Source organism: Profundibacter sp. (assembly GCF_056498605.1).
Genome location: NZ_JBSMEZ010000090.1, coordinates 1 through 22,249, shown reverse-complemented (window position 1 = coordinate 22,249; position 22,249 = coordinate 1). Strand labels below are relative to the sequence as shown.

At 57.0% G+C, this 22,249-nt stretch carries 22 protein-coding genes and 1 tRNA gene; 10 read left to right on the top strand and 13 right to left on the bottom strand.

Features of this window, described 5'->3' with window-relative positions:
- Positions 1-51: 51 nt before the first annotated feature.
- The 7 genes from dnaG to ACWB12_RS09030 form a co-directional block, all read right to left on the bottom strand.
- On the bottom strand, positions 52-2,004 hold the full coding sequence (dnaG, locus tag ACWB12_RS09060) for a DNA primase (RefSeq protein ID WP_479529751.1): 1,953 nt from the start codon (positions 2,002-2,004) through the stop codon (positions 52-54).
- 163 nt (positions 2,005-2,167) lie between these two features.
- Positions 2,168-2,713: a sarcosine oxidase subunit gamma gene (locus ACWB12_RS09055; RefSeq protein WP_479529750.1), complete on the bottom strand. Its 546-nt coding sequence runs from the start codon at positions 2,711-2,713 to the stop codon at positions 2,168-2,170.
- On the bottom strand, positions 2,706-5,642 hold the full coding sequence (locus ACWB12_RS09050) for a sarcosine oxidase subunit alpha family protein (protein ID WP_479529749.1): 2,937 nt from the start codon (positions 5,640-5,642) through the stop codon (positions 2,706-2,708). The genes ACWB12_RS09055 and ACWB12_RS09050 overlap by 8 nt, the downstream gene beginning before the upstream one ends.
- A complete protein-coding gene (locus ACWB12_RS09045; protein ID WP_479529748.1) occupies positions 5,639-5,917 on the bottom strand; it encodes a sarcosine oxidase subunit delta in 279 nt (92 codons plus the stop codon). Before ACWB12_RS09045 ends, ACWB12_RS09050 begins: the two co-directional genes overlap by 4 nt.
- Before the next feature lie 21 nt (positions 5,918-5,938).
- Entirely contained in the window at positions 5,939-6,442 is a 504-nt protein-coding gene (locus ACWB12_RS09040) for a hypothetical protein (RefSeq protein WP_479529747.1), read from the bottom strand.
- Positions 6,420-7,670 (bottom strand): sarcosine oxidase subunit beta family protein, encoded by a 1,251-nt coding sequence (locus ACWB12_RS09035; protein ID WP_479529746.1) that lies wholly within the window; start codon positions 7,668-7,670, stop codon positions 6,420-6,422. Before ACWB12_RS09035 ends, ACWB12_RS09040 begins: the two co-directional genes overlap by 23 nt.
- 121 nt (positions 7,671-7,791) lie before the next feature.
- Positions 7,792-9,222: a Glu/Leu/Phe/Val family dehydrogenase gene (locus ACWB12_RS09030; protein ID WP_479529745.1), complete on the bottom strand. Its 1,431-nt coding sequence runs from the start codon at positions 9,220-9,222 to the stop codon at positions 7,792-7,794.
- A 365-nt stretch (positions 9,223-9,587) separates the two neighbouring features.
- Between ACWB12_RS09030 and ACWB12_RS09025 the strand changes: the two genes are divergently transcribed.
- Genes ACWB12_RS09025 through ACWB12_RS09015 form a run of 3 tightly spaced genes read left to right on the top strand, consistent with a single transcriptional unit; the run spans position 9,588 to position 12,423 of the window.
- Positions 9,588-11,303 (top strand): TadE/TadG family type IV pilus assembly protein, encoded by a 1,716-nt coding sequence (locus tag ACWB12_RS09025; RefSeq protein ID WP_479529744.1) that lies wholly within the window; start codon positions 9,588-9,590, stop codon positions 11,301-11,303.
- Positions 11,300-11,845, top strand: coding sequence for a TadE/TadG family type IV pilus assembly protein (locus ACWB12_RS09020; RefSeq protein WP_479529743.1), 546 nt, complete (start codon positions 11,300-11,302; stop codon positions 11,843-11,845). The genes ACWB12_RS09025 and ACWB12_RS09020 overlap by 4 nt, the downstream gene beginning before the upstream one ends.
- 17 nt (positions 11,846-11,862) lie before the next feature.
- Positions 11,863-12,423 carry a TadE/TadG family type IV pilus assembly protein gene (locus ACWB12_RS09015; protein WP_479529742.1) on the top strand — a complete coding sequence of 187 codons (561 nt, stop codon included), beginning with the start codon at positions 11,863-11,865 and terminating at the stop codon, positions 12,421-12,423.
- 60 nt (positions 12,424-12,483) lie between these two features.
- Here the strand turns inward: ACWB12_RS09015 and ACWB12_RS09010 are convergent, their stop codons facing one another.
- Complete coding sequence (locus ACWB12_RS09010; RefSeq protein WP_479529741.1) at positions 12,484-12,969, bottom strand: hypothetical protein; 486 nt, start codon at positions 12,967-12,969, stop codon at positions 12,484-12,486.
- A gap of 60 nt (positions 12,970-13,029) precedes the next feature.
- Positions 13,030-13,617: a TetR/AcrR family transcriptional regulator gene (locus ACWB12_RS09005; protein ID WP_479529740.1), complete on the bottom strand. Its 588-nt coding sequence runs from the start codon at positions 13,615-13,617 to the stop codon at positions 13,030-13,032.
- Between the two features lie 98 nt (positions 13,618-13,715).
- Between ACWB12_RS09005 and ACWB12_RS09000 the strand changes: the two genes are divergently transcribed.
- The 6 genes from ACWB12_RS09000 to ACWB12_RS08975 all read left to right on the top strand — a co-directional run bounded on the left by ACWB12_RS09000 (position 13,716) and on the right by ACWB12_RS08975 (position 19,148).
- Complete coding sequence (locus ACWB12_RS09000; RefSeq protein ID WP_479529739.1) at positions 13,716-14,012, top strand: hypothetical protein; 297 nt, start codon at positions 13,716-13,718, stop codon at positions 14,010-14,012.
- 76 nt (positions 14,013-14,088) lie between these two features.
- A complete protein-coding gene (locus tag ACWB12_RS08995; RefSeq protein WP_479529738.1) occupies positions 14,089-15,375 on the top strand; it encodes a homoserine dehydrogenase in 1,287 nt (428 codons plus the stop codon).
- A 16-nt stretch (positions 15,376-15,391) separates the two neighbouring features.
- The gene (gene glpX, locus ACWB12_RS08990) at positions 15,392-16,357 is read left to right on the top strand and encodes a class II fructose-bisphosphatase (RefSeq protein ID WP_479529737.1); all 966 of its coding nucleotides are present in this window, start codon (positions 15,392-15,394) and stop codon (positions 16,355-16,357) included.
- Positions 16,358-16,373: 16 nt separating this feature from the next.
- The gene (locus tag ACWB12_RS08985; RefSeq protein WP_479529736.1) at positions 16,374-16,922 is read left to right on the top strand and encodes a cysteine hydrolase family protein; all 549 of its coding nucleotides are present in this window, start codon (positions 16,374-16,376) and stop codon (positions 16,920-16,922) included.
- A complete protein-coding gene (gene recJ / locus ACWB12_RS08980; protein WP_479529735.1) occupies positions 16,919-18,673 on the top strand; it encodes a single-stranded-DNA-specific exonuclease RecJ in 1,755 nt (584 codons plus the stop codon). Before ACWB12_RS08985 ends, recJ begins: the two co-directional genes overlap by 4 nt.
- An 88-nt stretch (positions 18,674-18,761) precedes the next feature.
- The gene (locus tag ACWB12_RS08975; RefSeq protein ID WP_479529734.1) at positions 18,762-19,148 is read left to right on the top strand and encodes a VOC family protein; all 387 of its coding nucleotides are present in this window, start codon (positions 18,762-18,764) and stop codon (positions 19,146-19,148) included.
- On the opposite strand, the gene ACWB12_RS08970 is transcribed toward ACWB12_RS08975, so the two are convergent.
- Positions 19,136-19,789: a helix-turn-helix domain-containing protein gene (locus ACWB12_RS08970; RefSeq protein ID WP_479529733.1), complete on the bottom strand. Its 654-nt coding sequence runs from the start codon at positions 19,787-19,789 to the stop codon at positions 19,136-19,138. The genes ACWB12_RS08975 and ACWB12_RS08970 overlap by 13 nt on opposite strands.
- 152 nt (positions 19,790-19,941) lie before the next feature.
- Between ACWB12_RS08970 and ACWB12_RS08965 the strand changes: the two genes are divergently transcribed.
- Positions 19,942-20,016 (top strand) — tRNA-Glu (locus ACWB12_RS08965).
- A 133-nt stretch (positions 20,017-20,149) separates the two neighbouring features.
- Here ACWB12_RS08965 and ACWB12_RS08960 read toward each other — a convergent pair.
- From ACWB12_RS08960 to ACWB12_RS08950, 3 genes are all read right to left on the bottom strand, one after another.
- Positions 20,150-20,302 (bottom strand): hypothetical protein, encoded by a 153-nt coding sequence (locus ACWB12_RS08960; protein ID WP_479529732.1) that lies wholly within the window; start codon positions 20,300-20,302, stop codon positions 20,150-20,152.
- 187 nt (positions 20,303-20,489) lie between these two features.
- Positions 20,490-21,488: a diguanylate cyclase domain-containing protein gene (locus ACWB12_RS08955; protein ID WP_479529731.1), complete on the bottom strand. Its 999-nt coding sequence runs from the start codon at positions 21,486-21,488 to the stop codon at positions 20,490-20,492.
- Entirely contained in the window at positions 21,485-22,084 is a 600-nt protein-coding gene (locus tag ACWB12_RS08950; protein ID WP_479529730.1) for a heme NO-binding domain-containing protein, read from the bottom strand. The genes ACWB12_RS08955 and ACWB12_RS08950 overlap by 4 nt, the downstream gene beginning before the upstream one ends.
- Positions 22,085-22,249 lie beyond the last annotated feature (165 nt).

Here is a 22,249-nt window from a genome sequence, read left to right as displayed (position 1 = left end):
GATTCGCAATACGTTTACCCTGATTTCTTTACCTGTTCCTCACCAAAGCGTTCACTTTTTCGCTTTCGTGTCACTCTTTTGTTCAATTTCCCCCATCAGGCGGGCAAATGCGTCGCGTTCTTCACGATCTATTTGCGCACCGCTGGGGGCCGTGTCGAACACTGCCGTGTCCTCGCCTTCACTGCGCACCGCACGATTTCGCGCTTCGGCGGCCTCTTTCAGACGCCACGTCAGCCCCTCATCCGCCACCCCGCCGATGTCTTCCATCGCATCATCAATTTCGCGCAAAACCCCGCGCTGCGCCTCCAGTTTGGCCAGCTCCTCGGACACACACATCGCCGCGATTTCCGCGTTCCCCGGTGCGCGCACGGCGGGCGAAATCTGCACATGGCGCGGGGCCATCACTGCCGCCAATTCAGCACCTGCTTCGGCTTCAATCTTGCCCTGCAGATCATCAACCGCCCCGAGCCGCAACAAACAGTCCCGCACCACCCGATGCTCATACGCCGCAAAATCCATCCGCTCCAACGCGCCCTCAAAGTTGGTCAAAACCTCGGGGTTCAACACTAGCGTTGCCAAAATAACCGCCTCGCGCAGATGGTCTTCAACCCCCTGTCCGGCATTGCCCAATAGCGACGATTTAGCAACGCCTTTGCTTGGGGCTGGCTTGTCTTTCCAAGCGCCTTTTTTCCACGACCCTTTTTCTGGACTGGCACGGCGCGGTGAAAACAAATCCCAGCGCATCTGTTTGATCGCTTGCCCATAATGCCCGCGGATCGACGCGTCCTTGATCTTGGAAATCGCCGCCCGCAGGTTTTTATCCAACGCCGCCTTGCGCTCGGGGCTGTCAAACACCCCGCCCTCGGTCTCGCGCCGCCACAGCAGTTGCACCATCGGCAACGCGCCATCAACCAGACGCTGCATCGCCCCTTTGCCTTGCACCTTTAACACATCATCCGGGTCCAGACCTTCGGGCATCAAGGCGAACCTTAACGATTGGCCCGCCTCCAGCAGCGGCAACGACAGATCAATCAGCCGTAGCGCGGCTTGAAAACCGGCGCGGTCCCCATCCAGCGCAATCACCGGCTCGGGCGACACCCGCCACATCATCTGCAACTGGCTTTCGGTGATCGCCGTGCCCAACGGCGCAACGCAAGCCGTAAATCCGGCCTCCACCAGCGCGATCACATCCATATACCCCTCGGCCACGATCAGGGCGGCGCCCTTGCCCGCCGCCTCCCGCGCGGGGCCGTGGTTATACAGACTGCGACCCTTGTCAAACAGCGCGGTTTCCGGCGAATTCAGGTATTTTGCCCGCGCATTCGGGTCCATCGCACGCCCCCCCAGCGCAATCGCGCGGCCCCGCGCGTCACGAATGGGGAAAATGATCCGGTCCCGGAAACGGTCATATGGATCGCGCCCGTCATCGGGCTTTGCTGCCAATCCGGCATCAATCACCAAATCGGGTGCGATGCCCTTGCCAGTCAGATGCGCAAACACCCCCTGTCGGCCATTTGGCGCAAACCCGATTTCCCAGCGATCCTGCGCCGCCTCGCTCAATCCGCGCCCCGCTAAATACTCCCGCGCCACCGCCGCATTGGCGGTCTTTAATTGCAGCCGGAAGAACTGCACCGCCTGTTCCATCACTTCGGCCAGTTGCGTGCGCCGGTCCGACTTGGCTTGGGCCGCCGGATCACGCTTGGGCACCGGCATTCCGGCCTCGCGCGCAATGATCTCGACCGCCTCCATAAACCCGACGTTTTCAGTCTCGCGCACAAAGGAAATCGCATCCCCCTTGGCGTGACAGCCAAAGCAGTAATAAAACCCTTTGCGATCATCGACATGGAAACTGGCGGTCTTTTCCTGATGGAATGGGCACGGGGCCCACATATCGCCCTTGGCCTGATTGGATTTGCGCGTGTCCCACATCACCTTGCGCCCGACAACATCAGTCAGACTGACGCGGGTGCGCAATTCATCAAGGAAACCGGGTGGCAGACTCATAGGGATGTTTATCCAATATCCGCCCCCTCGCCGCAAGACGCGTGCCTTACCTCATTTTTGTTCCATAAATATCCGCGCCGCAGGCATAGAATCTCTTTAGATGCCGCGTGAAAAACTCATATGTGGTTCATATGGAATTCATATGGTTTTCATATAGCAAAAATCAGCCCTGCGCCGACACTGACACCATCGCGCCGCGCAAATCATGCACCAGCGTTTTAGCCATCGACCGGAACGCCATTATTTCAAATACTTGGTTGCCAACCCGCGTGATCGACACCATCATATGATGCAATTCGCTGCGCGCCGTCTGCCCGCGCTTAAAACGGCTGTCGCGTAAATCCAGCGAGGTCAGTCGCGCCAGCACATCCACCGCACCCGCCCCTTCAAGCCGCACCACGGCCCAGCCATCAGACTGATCCACCACAGCCCCGTATCTGGCCAGTGACTTGTCTGGCGTAGGCCCGATCAACATCCCCTGCCCCAGCCCAAACCAGACGCACCGCGCCCCTGCTTTTCCGGTGCTGCGGTTTGGTGTGGCAAACGCCATACCATGCGCCACTTTCAGCGCCTCACTCAGTTGCTTTTCCTTGCCTTTATAGGGCGATAGCAATGTCATAGATGCAGGCACAGCCTCGTTCAACTCGCACGTTCCGACTGTGATCGGCAGCAGCCCCGCACAGGGGGTATCAGCGTTTAATTCAACCACGAACCCGCCCTCCTTCTGGATCAAAAAACACCGGATCACACACCTCGCATTGGGTCTCAATACCGCGCAAATGATCGACCATCCGGATCACCTCGCCATGCCGCGCCCGTCCGTTCTGCAATCGCGCCAACGCCAGTGGTGTGCCCAATATTGGCGAAAAACAAACGCTGGAAATATAACCCTGATCATTGATCCGCACAGCCGCAGCATCACGCGCAAACAAATGCGCCCCAGCCGTCAGCTGCTTGGCCGCCCCCACTGGTTTCAGCCCAACCAACTGTTCACGCACAGGCCCGTTCAGCCCAGCCCGCGTTGACGCCGCCTTGCCAATGCACTCCTTCTTGGCCGACACCATTCGCGCCATGCCAATATCAAACGCAGTGGCCCGTCCGTTGATTTCCGCGTGGGTGATAAAGCCTTTTTCAATGCGTAAAACATTCAACGCTTCCATCCCGTAAGCCCCGCCGCCCATCTGCTCGGAAAGCGCTAATAATGTCTCGAACATCGCCGCACCGCACCGCGCAGGCACCGCAATTTCATAGGCATGTTCGCCAGAAAACGATATCCGGAACAGTCGCGCTATAACCGCACCGATCCGCACCGCACCACAGCCCATAAACGGGAAATTATCATTATTAACCGGAGTCTTGACCAATGAGTTCACCAAATCCCGCGCTTTCGGTCCAGCAACCGCAAACTGCGCCCATTGTTCGGTCACCGATGTGATCCGCACATCCCATTCAGGGTGCAGGGCTTGCAACACAAATTCCATGTGCCGCATCACCGGCCCTGCCGCCGCCGTGGTCGTCGTCACCACGTAATGCTTGGCCCCCATCCGTGCGCAAGTGCCATCATCCATCACAAACCCGTCTTCGCGTAACATCAGGCCGTATCGCACACGCCCGACCTTTAGCGTCGACATCATATTGCTGTAGATGAAATCCAGAAATACCGCGGCATCCTTGCCCTGCACGTCGATTTTGCCCAGCGTCGAGACATCGCAAACCCCGACCGCATCCCGCACCATCATAACCTCGCGGTCACAGGATTGTCGCCATGTCTTTTCCCCGTCGCGCGGGAAGAATGAGGGCCGATACCACAGCCCCGCCTCGATCATCGGTGCCTTGCGCACCACAGTTCCGTCGTGCGATGTGGTGAACCGCTCCGGCGCAAACCCCTTGCCAGCCCCGCCCGATCCCATCGCCGCAATCGACACCGGCACATAGGGCGGGCGGAACGTGGTGGTGCCGGTTTCGGCAATGCTGCGCCCTGTAACATCGGCCAGCGCCACCAGTGCTCCGATATTGGAGTTTTTGCCCTGATCCGGTGCCATGCCTTGGGTGGTGTAGCGCTTCATGTGCTCGACCGACGCCATGTTTTCCCGCGCCGCAAGCTCCACATCTTTGACCGTCACATCATTGGAAAAATCCAGCCAAGCCCGTCCGCCATTGCCCTTCACCGCCCACAGAGGCGACAGCGCATAGTCATCATCCCCGGCAATCGGTAGCGGCATTGCCCGCGCCTTGATCCCCAACGCCTTGAGCGCCTCTTTTGCCCGAAACACGCCGGATTTCATAGCGCCCTTGGTGCTGAACACCCCCGCAGCTGCCCCTGCCACATGCAAACCCGCACAGTTCTTAGGGTCCGGCACAAAGGCATGTATCTTATTATTCCAGATCGGTCGCCCGCCCAGATGGCAGCTTAGATGCAGTGACGGGTTCCAACCGCCTGACATCGCCAGACAATCCGCCTCGATTTTCCGTATCCCGCTATCGGTCTGCACATGGATTTCGCCCAAGGCCTTGCGCCCCTTGGTGCCCATCACATGCGCGCCGGTGAAGACTGGGAAATCACCTGAAACTGTGGCATCGGCGCGACTGTCGATCAGCGCGACCACCTCGACACCCGCCTCATTTAGATCATGCGCCGTGCGGTGTGCGTCATTATTGTTGCCAAACACCGCTACCTTTTGGCCCGCAGCCACACCCCAACGGTTCAGATAGGCCCGCACTCCGCTGGCCATCATTACGCCTGGGCGGTCATTCATCGGGAACGCGACGGGGCGCTCGATAGCGCCAGCGGCCAGCACGCATTGCTTGGCGACAAACTGCCAGAATGTTTCCAGCGGCACTCCTGTTTGCGGGTTGGCCAGATGGCCCGAGACCCGTTCCAGCGCCCCATATGTGCCGCCGTCATAGACGCCCGTCACCGTGGTGCGCACCATCAAACGCACGTTGTCCATCGCCGCCAGTTCCGCCACGATCCGGTCAACCCAGATATGCGCAGCCTCGCCATCCAGCGGTTCATTCTCGGCCAGCAATCGCCCCCCCATGCGCATGTCCTCGTCGGCCAATATCACATCGGCACCGGCACGCGCCGCCGTCAGGGCCGCCACCAGCCCCGCAGGTCCGGCCCCTATCACCAATAGATCGCAATGGGCAAATGCCTGATCATATTTCGCCGTATCAGCCATACCGCTTAACGCGCCCAAACCGGCAGACCGGCGGATGATCGGCTCATACACCTTTTCCCAAAACGATTTGGGCCACATGAAGGTTTTATAGTAAAATCCGGCGGACAGAAATTGCGAGAAGGCGTCATTCACCCCCAACAGGTCCAGGTTTAGCGATGGCCAGCGGTTCTGGCTTACCGCCTCTAGCCCTGCAAAAACCTCCTGCGTTGTGGCCCGCACATTCGGGGTGGCCGCTGCCCCCTGCCCTGTAGTAACCAGCGCGTTCGGCTCCTCGGACCCAGCCGTCAAAACCCCGCGCGGGCGGTGGTATTTGAACGACCGCGCCACCATCCGCACCCCGTTGGCCAACAAGGCAGACGCCAGCGTATCACCTGCATGGCCACAATAGCGTTGCCCGTCGAATGAAAACGGCACCGTCGTGCTGCGGTCAATCAGACCTTTGCCCTCAACCCTCATGCGCTTGCCCCGTTATGAGCCGCGTCGCTTGCCAGCTTCACCGCCAAAATCGCATGCGTCACCGTATTGCGCGTCACCATCAGCCAAGCACCACAGCCCGCCTCGTGATGCCATAAATCACGGGTCACGCCTGCCGGATTATCGCGGTTGTGCAAATAATTATCCCACACCTCCGGTCCCGCGTCGCCATCAGGGCGATCCAGCGCCAGCGCATCGCCCTGATAATAATATTCGCGTCTGTCGCGTTCCCCGCACAGGGGGCATTTGATCCGCATATTCTCGCGCCCTTTGGTCTGTTACTTAATCACGCACTGGCTGTCTGCCACACGGGTTAATCTATAGGTCACCATTTGGTCCACCATTTCGGCCAGATCGACGGGGCCACCGCATTCATCGGTTTCGCCGACCAGTAGATAGCTGGTCCTGAATTCCAGTATTTTGCCATCGTTACGAGTGATTTCCATGTTGCCACCGTCACATTCCACGCTACAGGTCCAGTTTTTGACCGCATCACTGCCCGCAAAACAATAGAGGTATTGCGCAAACATCTGACCACCATGGCCCTCAGCACCCGCGTGCCCCTGATCCGCCGTTAGCACCGACATTTGCGCAACCCTGTCGCCTGCGTTCTGCCGGAAACTGATACTGATCCGGTCCACCACCTGATTTGGGTGCTTTGCCAGATGCTCTGCCGAATAGTCACGCACGTAACAGCCCTGTGGCGGGGCGGATTGCGCATGGGCGGGCAATGCCATTGCGACGCACAGCGCCAAGGTCTTAATGTAGGTTATGTTGCGCACCTGTTCCCTCCTCATCCAGCAAATGGCCGGTTTCAAACCGTCCCAGTTGATACCGCGCCGCTGGTTCGTGGTGGTTGCCCGTCGCCAGCAGGTGGGCGAATGAATAGCCCGATCCGGGCACAGCCTTGAAGCCGCCGTAACACCAGCCCGCATTCAGATACAGCCCGTCAATGTGGGTCTTGTCGATGATTGGCGACCCGTCAGGCGACATATCCATGATCCCGCCCCATGACCGCAACACGCGGGATTTGCCGATCATCGGCATCAGGGTCATTGCCGCCTGCATCACTTGTTCCTTGCGGTGCAACCCGCCGCGTTGTGCATAAGAGGCGTAGAAATCCAGATCGCCGCCAAACACCAATCCGCCCTTGTCGGATTGGCTGATATAAAAATGCCCCATGCCAAAGCTGATCACATTGTCGATCACCGGTTTCAGCCCCTCGGTGACAAAGGCTTGCAAAACATGGCTTTCAATTGGTAGGCGCATGCCCGCCATCGCCGCCACTTGGCTAGAGCGCCCCGCCACCACCATCGCCACCTTTTTGGCGCGGATCACGCCGCGTGTGGTTTGCACCCCGCGCACGCGGCCGTTTTCAATATCAATGCCGGTGACTTCGCAGTTCTGAATCAGATCAACACCGCGCTGGTCCGCCCCACGCGCATAGCCCCATGCCACCGCATCATGGCGTGCTGTGCCGCCGCGCGGGTGCAACGTGCCGCCGTAAATCGGAAATCTGGCGTTGTCATAATCCAGATAGGGCAGCATTTTGCGCACCGCATCGCGGTCCAGCAGGATTGAATCATCACCTTGGTTGATCATCGCATTGCCGGCCCGCACTGCATTGTCGCGCTGCCCGTCCGAGTGGAACAGTCGGATCACGCCGCGCTGGGAATGCATGACGTTATAGTTCAGGTCGGCCTCAAGGCCCTCCCACAGTTTCAGGGAATGGCTGTAAAATTCACTGTTGCCCGGTTGCGAATAATCGGCCCGCACAATCGTGGTGTTACGCCCGACGTTGCCGCCCCCCAAATAGCCTTTTTCCAGAACGGCAATGTTTTTCAGCCCGTGTTCCTTGGCCAGATAATAGGCCGTCGACAGGCCATGACCACCGCCGCCTATAATAATGATGTCATATTCGGGTTTGGGCTCGGGGTTGCGCCATTGCGGCGTCCACCCTTTGTTAGCAATTAAGCCTTGGCGCAATACCTGCCAGCCAGAAAATCGCATATCTTCTCCCAATCGGGCCCCAAATTCGCATTGGTTCTACAAAACCAATTCCTGAGAGAATATTCAATGGGAAGCCGCAAAATGTATGCCGCTTCCCGACATTGTTTTGTTTACTGGCGACCTACAGCCCTTTGGCCTCATAGGATTTGGCCACCCGACCGATCGCCACGATAAAGGCCGCAGTGCGCAGATCTTCGACATCATCCCGCCCGTGCCAAATTTCGCGCATGGATTGATAGGCCCCGCGCATCGTATCATCCAGACCCGAGCGCACCAGTTCCAATTCGTCCGCGCCACGCAGATAGTTTTTCTTGAAATCGGGCGACATTGTCCAAGCGTCACCCAGATAACGATCCAGCCGTTCCAGTTCATTCACCACCAGTTGGTGGCGCGATTCTTCCTGGCGGCGCTGCAATCTGCCAAACCTGATGTGGCTCAGGTTTTTGACCCACTCAAAATAGGACACCGTTACCCCGCCCGCGTTGGCATACATATCGGGGATAATCACAACACCCTTCTCGCGCAGGACTTCATCGGCCCCTGCCGTCACCGGCCCGTTCGCCGCCTCAATGATCAACGGAGCCTTAACACGGGCGGCATTTGTCAGGTTTATCACCGCTTCCAGCGCCGCGGGGATCAGGATATCACATTCGGCTTCCAGCAGCTTTGCGCCATCGCTGTCGAAATGTGTGTCCATATAACCCGCCAAGCCACCATGCTTAGCCAACCATTTATGGATCGCTTCGACATCCAAACCCTCTGGATCATAAAGCGATCCGTCGCGTTCAATAATGCCGGTGATGATGGCATCATCTTCCTCTCTAAGGAATTTGGCCGCGTGATAGCCCACATTGCCCAACCCCTGCACAATAATGTGTTTGCCTTTTAGCGTGCCATCCAGCCCCGCCTTGGCAATATCCTCGGGGTGGCGGAAAAATTCGCGCAGCGCGTATTGCACGCCCCGCCCCGTGGCCTCGACCCGGCCCGCAATACCACCCGCATGCTGCGGTTTGCCGGTAACACAAGCCTTGGCATTGATATCAGTGGTGTTCATCCGCGCGTATTGGTCGGCAATCCACGCCATTTCACGTTCGCCGGTGCCCATATCGGGGGCCGGCACGTTCTGGGAAGGGTTGATCAGGTCGCGCTTGATCAACTCATAGGCAAAGCGCCGCGTGATCGTCTCCATCTCGGCATCGTCATATTCGCGCGGATCAATCCTCAAACCACCCTTGGAGCCACCAAACGGCGTCTCGACCAGCGCACATTTATAAGTCATCAAAGCGCCCAGCGCCTCGACCTCGTCCTGGTTAACGCCCAGCGAAAACCGAATGCCGCCCTTGACCGGTTCCATATGTTCCGAATGGACCGATCTGTAGCCGGTGAATGTTTTAATCTCGCCACGCAGTCGCACACCAAACCGCACGGTATAGGTCGCATTCACAACACGGATTTTTTCCTCTAGCCCCGGGGCCAGATCCATCAGTGCGACCGCACGGTTAAACATCATATCGACGGATTCACGGAAACTGGGTTCATTTTTTGCGGACATTTTGCTCTCCATAAACAAAGTGCGGCAGAATCGCGCGCCTTCAACAATAATTGGAGCCTAGGCCTGTTTGGTTAACATTACACCTGCTTTCTCGAATCAAATTCGCGCTTTTATTTCCCCAATGTTCTTTGGGTCCAAAAAAAACAGGCGGCATAAACAATTCTGCGCAAAATTGATCGACTATATCCTGTCTGGCAACAATACAGCTGCAAATGGCAAAACAATCATTGAAATGGCGAAAGATTGTCCCTTTTCGTCCAAATCCCGCCCCATTTCCGCCACATCCGCCTGTCTATATGCGCTGGCATGCTTTGTGTGTGCGGAAGGGGGCACCATATGTTTTGGTGTTCAGGAAAGGGCGAGTTATGACGCAAGATATTATCAGCACTCTTAATGAGGCACATGAGAAAAAACGAAAGCATGCAACCGGCTTCAAATCAGCCGTGCGCCAGAAGCTGTGTAAATTCCGCAAGGACGAAGACGGGTCATTGATCATCTTTTCCCTGTATATTTTCGTTATCATGTTGGTCGTTGGCGGCATCGCCGTGGATGTCATGCGTTCCGAATATCAGCGCACAAAAATCCAGTACACAACCGACCGCGCCCTTTTGGCCGCCGCCAGCCTGAAACAAACCGTTCCCGCCCAAGAGGTGTTTGACGACTATTTTGCCAAATCCGGCATGGCTGGGCTAGCGCCAGTGGCCACTGTTGATGCATCGTTGAACTATCGTAAGGTATCAGCCGCATATCCCGAAGGCCAAACTCCAAAAATTGAAACAATCTTTATGAGTAATGCGTTCAGAAAGCTGTTAAGGAATGGTGGAGATGCCGGCGGTCTGGACACACTTGCTACATCAGCATCGGGTACCGCAGTGGATGGTGTTGAAAAAGTCGAAATTTCTCTGGTGCTGGATGTTTCCGGCTCAATGGGGTGGGATTCTTCTTCCGGTCATTCCAAGCTGTATGACCTAAAAGAGGCCGCCAAAGAATTTGTTGATACGCTGTTGTTGAACCAACCAGAGGATGACACCTATTCGATCTCGATCATCCCCTTTTCAACCCAAGTCAATGTTGGTCAGAACCTGCTGTCAAAATATAATGTTACAGCCGAGCACAGTTATTCCCATTGTGTCGACTTTGCAAGTTCGGATTTTGATACAACCGCATTGTCAACTGGGGCAGAATTGCAGCGCACAGGGCATTTCGCGCCTTGGAATTCCCAGTACAGAACGAAACCGGTCAATTGGCGGCTTAGACCCTGTCCGCCGGTTACTGAACGCGCAATTCTACCTTTGTCAGGAGACAACGTAGAACTGAAGAATTATGTCGACGCTTTCGAAGCATCTGGCAATACCTCTGCAGATATCGGCCTTAAATGGGGCGCAGCAATGCTTGATCCATCCACACAATCAGTGGTTTCATCGCTGATTAGCGATGGCGATATCGATAGTAAATTTGATGGCCGCCCGTTCTCTTACACCGAGACAAACACGTTAAAGGTTATCGTGCTAATGTCGGATGGTGCCAACACTAGCCAGTATTATTTAGAACCCGAAGTTTCGGGTGGTTACGTAGACCCAGCTGACAACATGTCAAACGTCTGGCACAAACTGGATAGCAGCGGGCGTGACCGGTATGCGATTTACAATCCGAACCGCAGCGGTTCCAAAAAATATTTCCGCACCTATCTTGAAAGCACTTCTGGATACTGGAGTAGCACCCCGCGTAGCGGTATGGAGCAGCTGTCCTATGTGGAGTTGTATGACCATGCGAGCGTGCGCTATATAGCCAAATATCTGATGGACCCAGCCGGTTATAGCTATAACTATTGGAGATATGGCACCTATGACTATGTGCACCCAAACTTAAAAGACACGCGCATGAACAACATCTGTTCCGCCGCAAAAAGCAACGATGTCCTGATCTTCACCATCGGCTTTGAAGTGACTGACAGCAACGCGGCCAAGCTTACAAATTGCGCCACATCTGCGGGCCACTACTTCCCCGTGGATGGCGTTGAAATCTCCGAGGCATTCGCCTCAATCGCCGCACAGCTGAACAGTCTGAGGTTGACACAGTGATACATTTCGCAAGAAACCTTCGGTCAAAGTTCCGGTCCCTGCGCAAGCGGGAAGACGGGAACGCGACAATCGAATTTGCGATCATGTTTCCGATCCTGATTACGATGTTCCTGTCTTCCGTCGAGATTGGCATCCTAACGATCCGTCAGGTGATGCTGGAACGTGCTGTTGATTTAACAGTTCGGGATTTGCGGCTGGGGCATTTCGTTAACCCGACGCAAGATGCATTGCGTACATTGATCTGTCAGCGGGCAGCCGTTGTTCCGGGCTGTATGGACAGCCTGTTGATTGAACTGCGCCCTGTCAGCACAACAACCTGGGCCCCGCTTGCCACGGACACGACCTGTAAAAACCGCGACGAAGAAATCAATCCGGCTGTCACCCTGAACCCGGGGATAGCACATGAAATGGTGCTGGTGCGTGTCTGTTCGGTTTTCCAACCTGTATTCCCGACAACCACGCTGGGAATAAGCCTGAAAAAAGACGCGTTGGGTGGCTATGCCCTGGTTACAAGTTCGGCTTTCGTGAATGAGCCGTCATGAGGTATGAAATGTCATATATGCTGAACAGAATCCGCAGCTTTGCCCGTGATGAAGGCGGCACAGCAACAACCGAGGCGGTCATTATCTTTCCGATTTTGGCTTGGGCAATCGTGGCTATGGCCGTCTATTTTGACGCCTTTCGCGTCCGTAGCGTTAACTTAAAGGCCGCATATACAATCAGCGATATGATTTCGCGCGAGAACCCGTTTGTTGGCCCAAATTACATTAACGGACTGAATACGGTCTATGATTTTCTGGCCGCCAGCGCCAACCCTACCTGGGTTCGTGTCAGCCTTGTTCAGTTCGACACCGAAGATCCGCTGGATGACACTGATGGCACTCACATTCTGCAATGGTCTTACGGGACCAATGGCAAACAAGCTTTGACACAAGCGACAATGCAGCTTGAGGTTGAAAGCCAAATTCCGGTTATGGGCCACGGAGACAGCTTGGTCCTCGTCGAAACACATATGCAGTATGTGCCGTTCCTTAACGTCGGCCTAGACCCTTATGCGCTTGATAACTTTATCGCCACACGCCCACGGTTTACCCCACCGCAATGGGGCAACGGGCACTAAATTCGATACTATATTCTAAACCAAAGGCATCGGTATTTCCGGTGCCTTTAACGTATGCCCTTACCGGCCAATGCCGCGCTCGGCCAGCATGGCGGCCAGTATCTCGGCCATATATTTGGCTTGCGATGCCGCCGTAACTCCGCCAACCCCGACACGTTTGCCAAACCGCCACCAGATCCCTGGCGCCCATGCCCGTTCCTGACGCGCGCGGGTCAACACTGAAAACCCGTTTGACGGCTTTAGCGAAAATGATCCGCGCACAACGCCCAGCATGTCATCAACCCGCACCAATACCTGCCCGTCCGTCGTGCGCAACTCGTCTTGCGTCAGCACCACCCCGATCAACGTGGCACGGCGCATCTTTTCTGCCAACCACAGCACCACGCCCCCGAACGCCAGCAAAAAAAACTTCCATAACAATGATGCGGGCGGGGTCGCCAACGCAACATAGACCAGCAAGCCGCCCAATATGGCCAGCATGAGCAAACCGGCAAAGCGCCGTGTGGTTGATGGCATTACGGTGGCAAGAATCTCTGTGTCAGGCATGTGTGGCTCCTAGGTGGTCGCGCACCTCTACCCACATCCGCACCAAAGATCGAGCGCAGATCATGCGGCAACCGCCTTGCGCGCCATATCCCAGTAAATTTCCTCGACCATATTGCGCGACAGCCGCCCGCCTTCGCGATACCAGGTGTTCACACCGGTCAGCATGGCAATCAGTGCCATCATTGCCAGTTTGGTATCCGGCACGCCAAACACGCCCGTCTTTTGCCCCAGTCGCAAGATTTCTTCCAGCGCATCCTCATACCGCTTGCGCAGCCCCTCAATCGCGGCAAAATTCGCCTCTGACAGGTTGCGCAATTCCATATAGGCGATAAACACCGCATCCGGCCGGTCCAGATGAAACCCGATGTGAAAGCGCACAAACGCCTCAAGCTGCTCCAGCGGCCCCTCGTCCTTAACTTGCGCCCCCCAAGCCGCCAGCAAATCCTCCATATGCTCGCGCATCAGATCAAACAGCAGCGTCTGTTTGTCGGGCGTATATAAATACAACGCCCCCGCCTGCACCCCGACCTCGCCCGCGATCTGGCGCATCGAAACAGCGGCAAACCCGTGGCGGGCAAACAGCCGTGATGCTGCCGCGCGCACCTTGGGGCCGGTGATCTGGGAATGGGAACCTGTTTTACGTGCCATAGGCAGAGTTTATCTGAACATGCGTTCAATTCAAAGCCCTGCTTGTAAAGGACGCGCCTCCCGCTTTATGATCCCGCAACTGCTACAGGAATCCCTTGATGTTGCGCATTATCCCTGCCCTTGCCCTAACCACCGCACTGCTGACCGGATGCAGCGATTTCCCCGAACTGGACAATGCCGTGTCCCCGACAGCCCGCAAAGCGGACTATCCCAACCTGCTGCCGATTGACCAGTTGATTGCAGGCGCCAAAGAGGTGCAGATCACCGAAGAAACCGTTTTGAGCCTGCAATCGCGTATTGCCCGCCTGAATGCCCGCGCCGCCCGCCTGCGCGGACCCGTGATTGATGCCGCCACCCGCGCCCGAATGCACACCGCCATTGCCCGCCACAGATAAGGCTGTCAGCCGCGTTGCGCCGCCGCCGATTTATCGCTAGAGAAACCCAACACAACAACCACCGGAGATGCGCGACATGACCAAACCTTTACGCCTTGGAATCGCCGGTCTGGGAACCGTGGGTGCGGGCGTTGTGAAAATCGTGCGCCAAAAGGCCAACCTGTTGGCGGCCCGCACGGGTCGTCCTGTGGTGATCACCGCCGTTTCCGCGCGTGTCCGCGATAAAGACCGCGGCGTCAACCTGTCGGCTTACGCGTGGGAGGACGATCCTGTAAAACTGGCCCAGCGCGACGACGTGGATGTGTTTGTTGAATTGATGGGCGGCGCTGATGGCCCCGCCAAAGCCGCAACCGAGGCCGCAATTGCGGCTGGCAAGGACGTTGTGACCGCAAACAAGGCAATGCTGGCGCTACACGGTCAGGAACTGGCGGTAGCAGCCGAAGACGCGGGCCGTGTGATCCGGTTTGAAGCCGCCGTTGCCGGTGGCATCCCCGTGGTCAAGGCCCTGACCGAAGGGCTGGCGGGCAACCAGATTGAACGCGTGATGGGCGTGATGAACGGCACCTGCAATTATATCCTGACCCGTATGGAAAACGCTGGCCTGCCCTACGCCGAAGTGTTCGAGGAAGCCAACCAGCTGGGATATCTGGAGGCCGATCCGACCCTGGATGTTGGCGGCATTGATGCAGGCCATAAACTGGCGCTGCTGGCCTCCATCGCCTTTGGCACGCAGGTCGCCTTTGACGCGGTCGAACTGGAGGGGATCGAGCGCATCACCATTGATGATATCGAGCAAGCCGCCGATATGGGCTACCGGATCAAACTGCTTGGCGTCGCCCAAATGACCGGTCGTGGGCTGGAGCAACGCATGTCGCCCTGCCTTGTGCCCGCAAACAGCCCGCTTGGCCAACTTGAAGGTGGCACCAATATGGTGGTGCTGGAAGGCGACCACGTCGGCCAGATCGTGCTGCGCGGTGCCGGTGCTGGCGAGGGGCCAACCGCATCCGCCGTGATGTCGGATGTGCTGGACATTGCACGTGGCATTCGGGTGTCGACCTTTGGCCAACCGGCTAAAACGCTCGAAGCCGCCAAGCCCGCCAAATCCGCCGCCCCTGCCCCATACTATCTGCGCATGACCCTGCACGACAAACCGGGTGCCTTGGCTAAAATCGCCACCGCACTGGGCGAGGCGGGTGTTTCAGTCGACCGGATGCGCCAATACAGCCACGAAGAATCCACCGCCCCCGTGCTGATCGTCACCCATAAAACCACACGCGACGCTTTGGACAACGCCATTGCAGGCTTTGACGCAACCGGTGTAGTTGCCTCAGATCCCGTCGCGATCCGAATAGAAACCGTTTAGGTCTAGGACCGAACCAATGACCAAACTCACCCAATTCCACGACCGTATGTTATCCTTGGGCCTTGCCCGCGTGTCTGAGGCCGCCGCCATTGCATCGGCCAAACTGATTGGCCGTGGCGATGAGAAAGCCGCCGATCAGGCCGCTGTGGACGCGATGCGCACCCAGTTGAACATGCTGGACATCAACGGCGTGATTGTGATCGGCGAAGGCGAACGCGACGAGGCCCCAATGCTGTTCATCGGCGAAGAAGTAGGCACGGGCGACGGGCCGGGCGTTGATATCGCGCTGGACCCGCTCGAGGGCACCACGCTGACCGCCAAAGACATGCCAAACGCCCTGACCGTGATTGCAATGGGCCCGCGCGGCTCCATGCTGCACGCGCCAGACGTTTACATGGACAAGCTGGCGATCGGGCCGGGGTTTGCCACCGATGTGGTGACGCTCGATATGTCCCCTGCGGAACGGATCAAGGCACTGGCCAAGGCCAAAGGCTGCGCCACGAGCGACATCACCGTTTGCGTGCTGGAACGCCCGCGCCACGAGGATATGATTGACGAACTGCGCACTACGGGGGCCGCGATCCGGCTGATCACCGACGGCGACGTTGCGGGTGTCATGCACTGCGCCGAGAGCGAAATCACAGGCATTGACATCTATATGGGTTCAGGGGGCGCACCCGAAGGTGTGCTGGCGGCGGCCGCGCTGAAATGCATGGGCGGGCAAATGTATGGCCGCCTGTTGTTCCGCAACGACGACGAGCGGGGCCGCGCCGCCAAGGCCGGTATCACCGATCTGGACCGGATTTATTCCCGTGACGAACTGGTGACCGAGGACGTGATCTTTGCCGCCACCGGCGTCACTGATGGTTCCATCGTGCATGGTATCAAACGCGAACCGGGTTTTCTGACCACCGAGACCATCCTGATGCGGTCCAAAACCGAATCGGTCAGGCGCATGACGTATCGCAATAAAGTAAAATAACCCAATGATTTGTGCGTTGATCCTGATTGATATCCAGCGGGGCTTTGACAGCCCTGTCTGGGGCGCGCGCAACAATCCGGATGCCGAAATGAACGCCGCCCGCCTGTTGGGGCATTGGCGCGCTCGGGTCTGGCCGCTGTTTCATGTCAGACACCTTAGCACCACATCCGGCAGTCCGCTTGAGGCGGGGCAAGTGGGGGCTGACTTCAAGCCCGAGGCCCAGCCAGCCAAAGGCGAACCTGTGATAGAGAAAATCGTCAACTCGGCCTTCATCGGTACTGACCTAGAGGCACAGTTGCGCACGGGCGATATCACCGATCTGGTGATCTGCGGCCTGACCACACCGCATTGCGTGTCCACCTCCGCACGAATGGCTGCCAATCTGGGCTTTAGCGTCACGCTGGCCCATGACGCCTGCGCCGCCTTTACCAGCAATGCCGATATGTCGTGGCAGGATGCGACCCCCCTAACGGCCCAGCAAATCCATGACACCGCCATCGCCCACCTGCACGGTGAATTCGTCACCGCAAAAACCACCGACACCATCATCGGTGCGGCGCAATGAGCGGCTTTCTAAACGTTTCATCCTCGCTTACCCAACGCCGCTGGGTCGGCCCCACCACGGATGATGACAGATTGTCCGAGGCAATGGGCCAAGACACCAACCTGCCCCTGCCCCTGTGCCGCATCCTTGTGCGCCGCGGGGTAACGCCGCAAGACGCCCAAACCTTCCTTGAACCAACCATCAAAGACCTGCTGCCCGACCCCCTGTCGTTAAAAGACATGCAGCCCGCCGCCGCCCGTTTTCTAAAGGCCGCCCAAACCGGCGAGAAAATCGCCATCTTTGCCGATTATGACGTAGATGGTGGCACTTCAGCGGCCCTGCTGCTGGATTGGTTGCGCCAAATGGGCCACGACGCGACGCTCTATATCCCCGACCGGATCAAAGAGGGCTACGGCCCCAATGTGCCCGCGATGGAAATGCTGGCCCGTGACCACACGCTGATCGTTTGTGTCGATTGCGGCACTGTCAGCCATGACCCGATTGCAGCCGCCAAAGGGGCGGATGTGGTGGTGCTGGATCACCACTTGGGCGGCGAAACCCTGCCCCCCGCCGTGGCCGTAGTGAACCCGAACCGGCAGGACGAAACCGGCAACTATTCACAGCTGTGTGCCGCTGGCGTGGTGTTTCTGCTGCTGGTCGAGGTGAACCGCCAAATGCGCGACGCAGGACAAGACGGGGGCCAAAAGGGACCGAACCTGATGGCGATGCTGGACCTTGTAGCGCTCGGCACGGTCGCCGATGTCGCGCCCTTAACAGGCGTCAATCGCGCCCTTGTGCGGCAGGGTTTGAAAATCATGGCGCAACGCCAACGCATTGGCCTTGTGGCATTGGGCGATGTGGCGCGAATGAACAGCGCCCCGACCACCTATCACCTCGGCTTTATGCTCGGCCCTCGCATCAATGCGGGCGGACGCATTGGCAAGGCCGACCTTGGCGCACGTCTGCTGGCCTGCACGAATGAACATGAGGCCCGCGCCATGGCGGACCGGTTGGACCAGTTGAACACTGAACGGCGCGAGGTCGAGGCCAGCGTGCGCGATGTGGCGCAGGAACAAGCCGAACAACGTGGCCTAGACGCGCCATTGGTTTGGGCTGCTGGCGAAGGCTGGCACCCGGGCGTTGTCGGCATCGTTGCGTCGCGTTTGAAAGAGGCCACCAACCGCCCCGCCATCGTCATCGGGCTGGACGGGGACGAGGGTAAGGGATCAGGCCGCTCGGTATCGGGCGTTGATCTGGGGGCATCAATCCAGCGACTGGTGACCGAGGGGCTGTTGCTCAAGGGCGGCGGCCATAAAATGGCCGCGGGGCTAACCGTGGCGCGGGACCAGTTGGAACCCGCAATGAAGCGCCTGACGGACCTTCTGGCCAAACAGGGTGCCGGCGACGTCGGCCCCGCCGATCTAAAACTGGACGGTATCCTGATGCCGGGGGCGGCCACGGTTGATCTGATCGAACAACTGGAGCAGGCAGGCCCGTTTGGCGCCAGCGCCCCCGCCCCGCGTTTTGCCTTTCCCGATGTGGAAATCAACTTTACCAAACGCATTGGCGACAATCATCTAAAGCTGACATTCGGCGACGGCATGGGCGCACGGATCGAGGCGATTGCCTTTGGTGTGTTTGACACGCCGTTAGGTCAGGCGCTGGTCAACCACGGCGGCGCGCGGTTCCATCTGGCGGGGCGGCTGGAAATCAACACATGGGGTGGCCGCGCGCGTGTGCAGTTGCGACTGGAAGATGCGGCGCAAGCTTAGCCATCGAAACTCCTCTGTCGTAAATCTTCAATACTGTTCGATCCGCCCGAGTTAAGGAAGTGTGACCCAACACATCAGGAGCCAGCAAATGATTTTCCGCTACACCATACTCTATGTCCAAAACGTCGAAACCACGCTTGCCTTTTTTGGCGCAGCCTTCGGCTTCAAAACCGCCTTTCTGCATGAAAGCAAGGATTATGGCGAACTGGACACGGGACAAACCAAACTGGCCTTTGCCTCAACTGAGTTGATGCAGCAAACAGGCAAATCCCCCGCCAACACCCCTGTAAAAAACCCCGCCTTTAACATCGCCTTTGAAACCGACGACGTGACGGGCGCATTGGATAAGGCGCTAAACGCGGGGGCAGAATTGGTGCAGGAGGTGCAGGAAATGCCTTGGGGTCAGACCACCGCCTATGTCCGGCTACCCGAGGGCGTTTTGATCGAGATTTGCACCGCGGTTCAAGCCCCGTAACCCAGTCCGAGATGCCGCGCTAACCAGCCCGCATCACGGCTGATCTGGCGTGGCGTTGTGCCCAGCCAGATGCGAAATTCCCGTGTCATATGGGCCTGATCGGCATAGCCCATATCATAGGCCAGTTCGGCCAGATTTCGCGGGCGTGTCAATCGGCTGGCGGCACGGCGCACCCGCGCCAAACGGAGCCAGAATACCGGACGGCGGCCGGTTTGCTGTTTTAACAAACGTTGCAAACTGCGGGTCTGCACCCCCAAATCCGCCGCCGCTTGCGCCACATTTTCCGCCCCGTCTGATAGACGCAACAACGCTTCGGTGACATTGGCATCAGGGGTAACATAGGTTTGCAACCGCTCTAGAATGGCGTCGTGGCTCAAATCATCGCTTAAGGACGCCAGCAGCCCCGCCTGATCCACCTGAACCCCGGGGTGCAAGCGAAATCCATTGTAGGAATCATCCGGTTGCAGATCCACCTGCTCGCATGTTTTCGCCAAATCCGTGATGAACCAACCTGCAGCCGGTGTGAAAATCAGATCGCGACAGCCATCCGGCAAGATGGTTGCGATGTGGCCGGTTTCGACCTGTGTTTGCCAATGCTCCAAGACGACCGACAACGGTGCAAATCCCCATATGGTTTTCATATGCAATTCATACGGAATTCATATATCTATATTTCAGCGACCGCAGCAATCCCGAACGCAGTTTGTGCCGGACAAAGAATTTGCTCATTTGGGGCAAATACCCCCTTGCGCCCTCGCCGCTCTTTGCCTAGATACGCCTCACGCCATGGTTTGGCCCGTTCGTCTATCGGTTAGGACGCCAGGTTTTCAACCTGGAAAGACGAGTTCGATTCTCGTACGGGCTACCATGGCGTTATTCCCTTATTCAATCAACACTTCCATTTTGGGGCCCATTCGTTTGGCAACAAAAAAGGCCCCCAACAGAGGCCCTTTCAAATGGTCAGGGCACCTGCCCCGAACCGCAGCATTCAAGCCACTTTTTTATTCGCAATCAAAGCAGCCAGTATCAACCAGCCAACCACCCGGACCAGCAATGTCGTCCGGCAGGGCAAAAATCATCGCTTCGCGGATCGTAAAAACCGTCAGGAAGGCCATGCCGATTTGGTCGAATGTAATTGTTGTAAGCCAGTTCATCGTCGTCTCCGATTCTTTATTCTGTGTTGTTTCAAGGTTGTTTTGCCAAAGATTCTGGGCCAAATAATGTCTGAAACAGGCCGAAATACGTTCTTTGCTTAAACATTAAGGCAAACCTGCGACTAAGCTTTCCCTTCTGCTATATTTCAATTGGCCATCCAGAATTTTGCACCCTTTTCACGCGGGCCTACATCGCGCGCCCCAACAAATCATTTGTGAACACCGTATAGCAGGCCCGCCCTTTATTCTTTGAGGCATAGAGCGCCAAATCCGCGTCCCCCAGCATTTTGACGACATCAGGGGTTTGGTAATAATCCGACACGGTTGTGCCAATGCTCGCCGAAATCCGGCACTGCTCGCCGTTAAACGCAATCGGCACTTCCATCCGCGCAATGATCCGGCTGGCAATATCGTTCAGTTTTTCAATATCGGTCAGCCGATGAAATAGCAGCACAAATTCATCGCCTCCGACCCGTGCCACCAGATCTTCATCGCGGGTTTCATCTACCAGAATTTTGGCAACCTCCAACAGCACATGATCGCCCGCCGCGTGGCCCATCGTATCATTCACTGCCTTGAAATAATCCAGATCAACCTGCATCAGGCCAAATTTTTCACCCGCCTCGACAAACCGTTCCAGCACATGATCCATCGCACGCCGGTTTTTCAGTCCTGTTAATGTATCGGTATAGGCCTGTTCTTCGGCCGCGATCTTGGCGCCTTGCAGGCGCGTGTTCAACTTGCGAGATTCCATCATCGCCGCCGATTTCGCCTCGAGCAGATAAAGCATTTCAACCGCCAGATCCGTTGCCGCAAAATCACCGATTGTCAGATCATAGGTGCCAATGGCATCAACCACCGAAATCCCGAAGGACATATCCAGCAACAGCCCGTCCCCGCTTGCCAGCGTCACGCCGACGGCCTTGAGCGTGGTTTGCTGGCCGTTTTGCACTGTCAAATGCAGCTTGGCGCCTTTCGTGGCAATAATATCGGTCACAGTGGTGGTGTTATGCGGGCGCTGTACATCAAAACAGTCAAAGAACGACATACCCGATAGATCACGGTCCGGATACAGCTTGGCTATTGTCGGGCCGGTCTGAATGATTTTCCCGTCCGCAGACAATACCAGATACATTGGCATCAACAGCGCCAATGACGCCGGTTGCAGGCATATATTTTCCATCATGCATCCGCCCTGACAGGATCAGCCAGACTAAAATCCCGCCCATCGGTATAACTGCTTTCAATCAGGGCTATGGATATTTCCTCGAACCCGTCACCGCCGCCCCGATGTTCCAGCAGCACCAGCGCCCCGTAATCGTCCGCTATAGCCTGCAACAGCCCCACCATCACCCAGCCGAACCCCTTATGTGGCCCTTTGCAGACCAGATTGAAGGCACCGCTATCAGGGCTGCCCAGCAGGCACAATTTTGGCAGGTCCAGTTCGGGCACAGCCAACCGCGCCCGATCTTGCAAATCATCCAGCGAATGCAGGAATTCACCGAACGTATCCCCGCCAAACCGCAACAGGCGGCGTAGGGATTTAACATTCGGGCTGGACACTAGATAAGTGCCCATATCCATCAGCAATGTATCGGTTGATTTCGCAAGCCGCCCCGCCGCGGCCTCCAGCACCGCGTAGGTCAGCGCATCATCATATTCCAACATTGATTCAAATTTTTCAAACCCCAGGTCCGCGGCCTTGGCCACATCCTGCCAAACCTCAGTGCCGTAGGTATCGTTCAGGAAACACTCCAGTGAACGGTTAATCAGCCCGTGCATTCATCCCATCCTTATGATCATGGCGGGACGCTAGGCTTCAGAGGTTAACAAAATCCGAAACCCAGTAGAGTGGATAGCTAAAACTCGAACCATTCCGGTACCTTAGAAATCCGTCGGCGCACCGCCCTCGGATTTGCGCCGCGCTACGAAATCTGCCAGCTCGTC

Coding starts and splice junctions, on each gene's coding strand:
- dnaG (WP_479529751.1), bottom strand. CDS start 2,004: ATGAGTCTGCCACCCGGTTTCCTTGATGAATTGCGCACCCGCGTCAGT.
- ACWB12_RS09050 (WP_479529749.1), bottom strand. CDS start 5,642: ATGAGGGTTGAGGGCAAAGGTCTGATTGACCGCAGCACGACGGTGCCG.
- ACWB12_RS09045 (WP_479529748.1), bottom strand. CDS start 5,917: ATGCGGATCAAATGCCCCCTGTGCGGGGAACGCGACAGACGCGAATAT.
- ACWB12_RS09035 (WP_479529746.1), bottom strand. CDS start 7,670: ATGCGATTTTCTGGCTGGCAGGTATTGCGCCAAGGCTTAATTGCTAAC.
- ACWB12_RS09030 (WP_479529745.1), bottom strand. CDS start 9,222: ATGTCCGCAAAAAATGAACCCAGTTTCCGTGAATCCGTCGATATGATG.
- ACWB12_RS09025 (WP_479529744.1), top strand. CDS start 9,588: ATGACGCAAGATATTATCAGCACTCTTAATGAGGCACATGAGAAAAAA.
- ACWB12_RS09015 (WP_479529742.1), top strand. CDS start 11,863: ATGCTGAACAGAATCCGCAGCTTTGCCCGTGATGAAGGCGGCACAGCA.
- ACWB12_RS09010 (WP_479529741.1), bottom strand. CDS start 12,969: ATGCCTGACACAGAGATTCTTGCCACCGTAATGCCATCAACCACACGG.
- ACWB12_RS09005 (WP_479529740.1), bottom strand. CDS start 13,617: ATGGCACGTAAAACAGGTTCCCATTCCCAGATCACCGGCCCCAAGGTG.
- ACWB12_RS09000 (WP_479529739.1), top strand. CDS start 13,716: ATGTTGCGCATTATCCCTGCCCTTGCCCTAACCACCGCACTGCTGACC.
- ACWB12_RS08995 (WP_479529738.1), top strand. CDS start 14,089: ATGACCAAACCTTTACGCCTTGGAATCGCCGGTCTGGGAACCGTGGGT.
- glpX (WP_479529737.1), top strand. CDS start 15,392: ATGACCAAACTCACCCAATTCCACGACCGTATGTTATCCTTGGGCCTT.
- recJ (WP_479529735.1), top strand. CDS start 16,919: ATGAGCGGCTTTCTAAACGTTTCATCCTCGCTTACCCAACGCCGCTGG.
- ACWB12_RS08975 (WP_479529734.1), top strand. CDS start 18,762: ATGATTTTCCGCTACACCATACTCTATGTCCAAAACGTCGAAACCACG.
- ACWB12_RS08970 (WP_479529733.1), bottom strand. CDS start 19,789: ATGAAAACCATATGGGGATTTGCACCGTTGTCGGTCGTCTTGGAGCAT.
- ACWB12_RS08960 (WP_479529732.1), bottom strand. CDS start 20,302: ATGAACTGGCTTACAACAATTACATTCGACCAAATCGGCATGGCCTTC.
- ACWB12_RS08955 (WP_479529731.1), bottom strand. CDS start 21,488: ATGATGGAAAATATATGCCTGCAACCGGCGTCATTGGCGCTGTTGATG.
- ACWB12_RS08950 (WP_479529730.1), bottom strand. CDS start 22,084: ATGCACGGGCTGATTAACCGTTCACTGGAGTGTTTCCTGAACGATACC.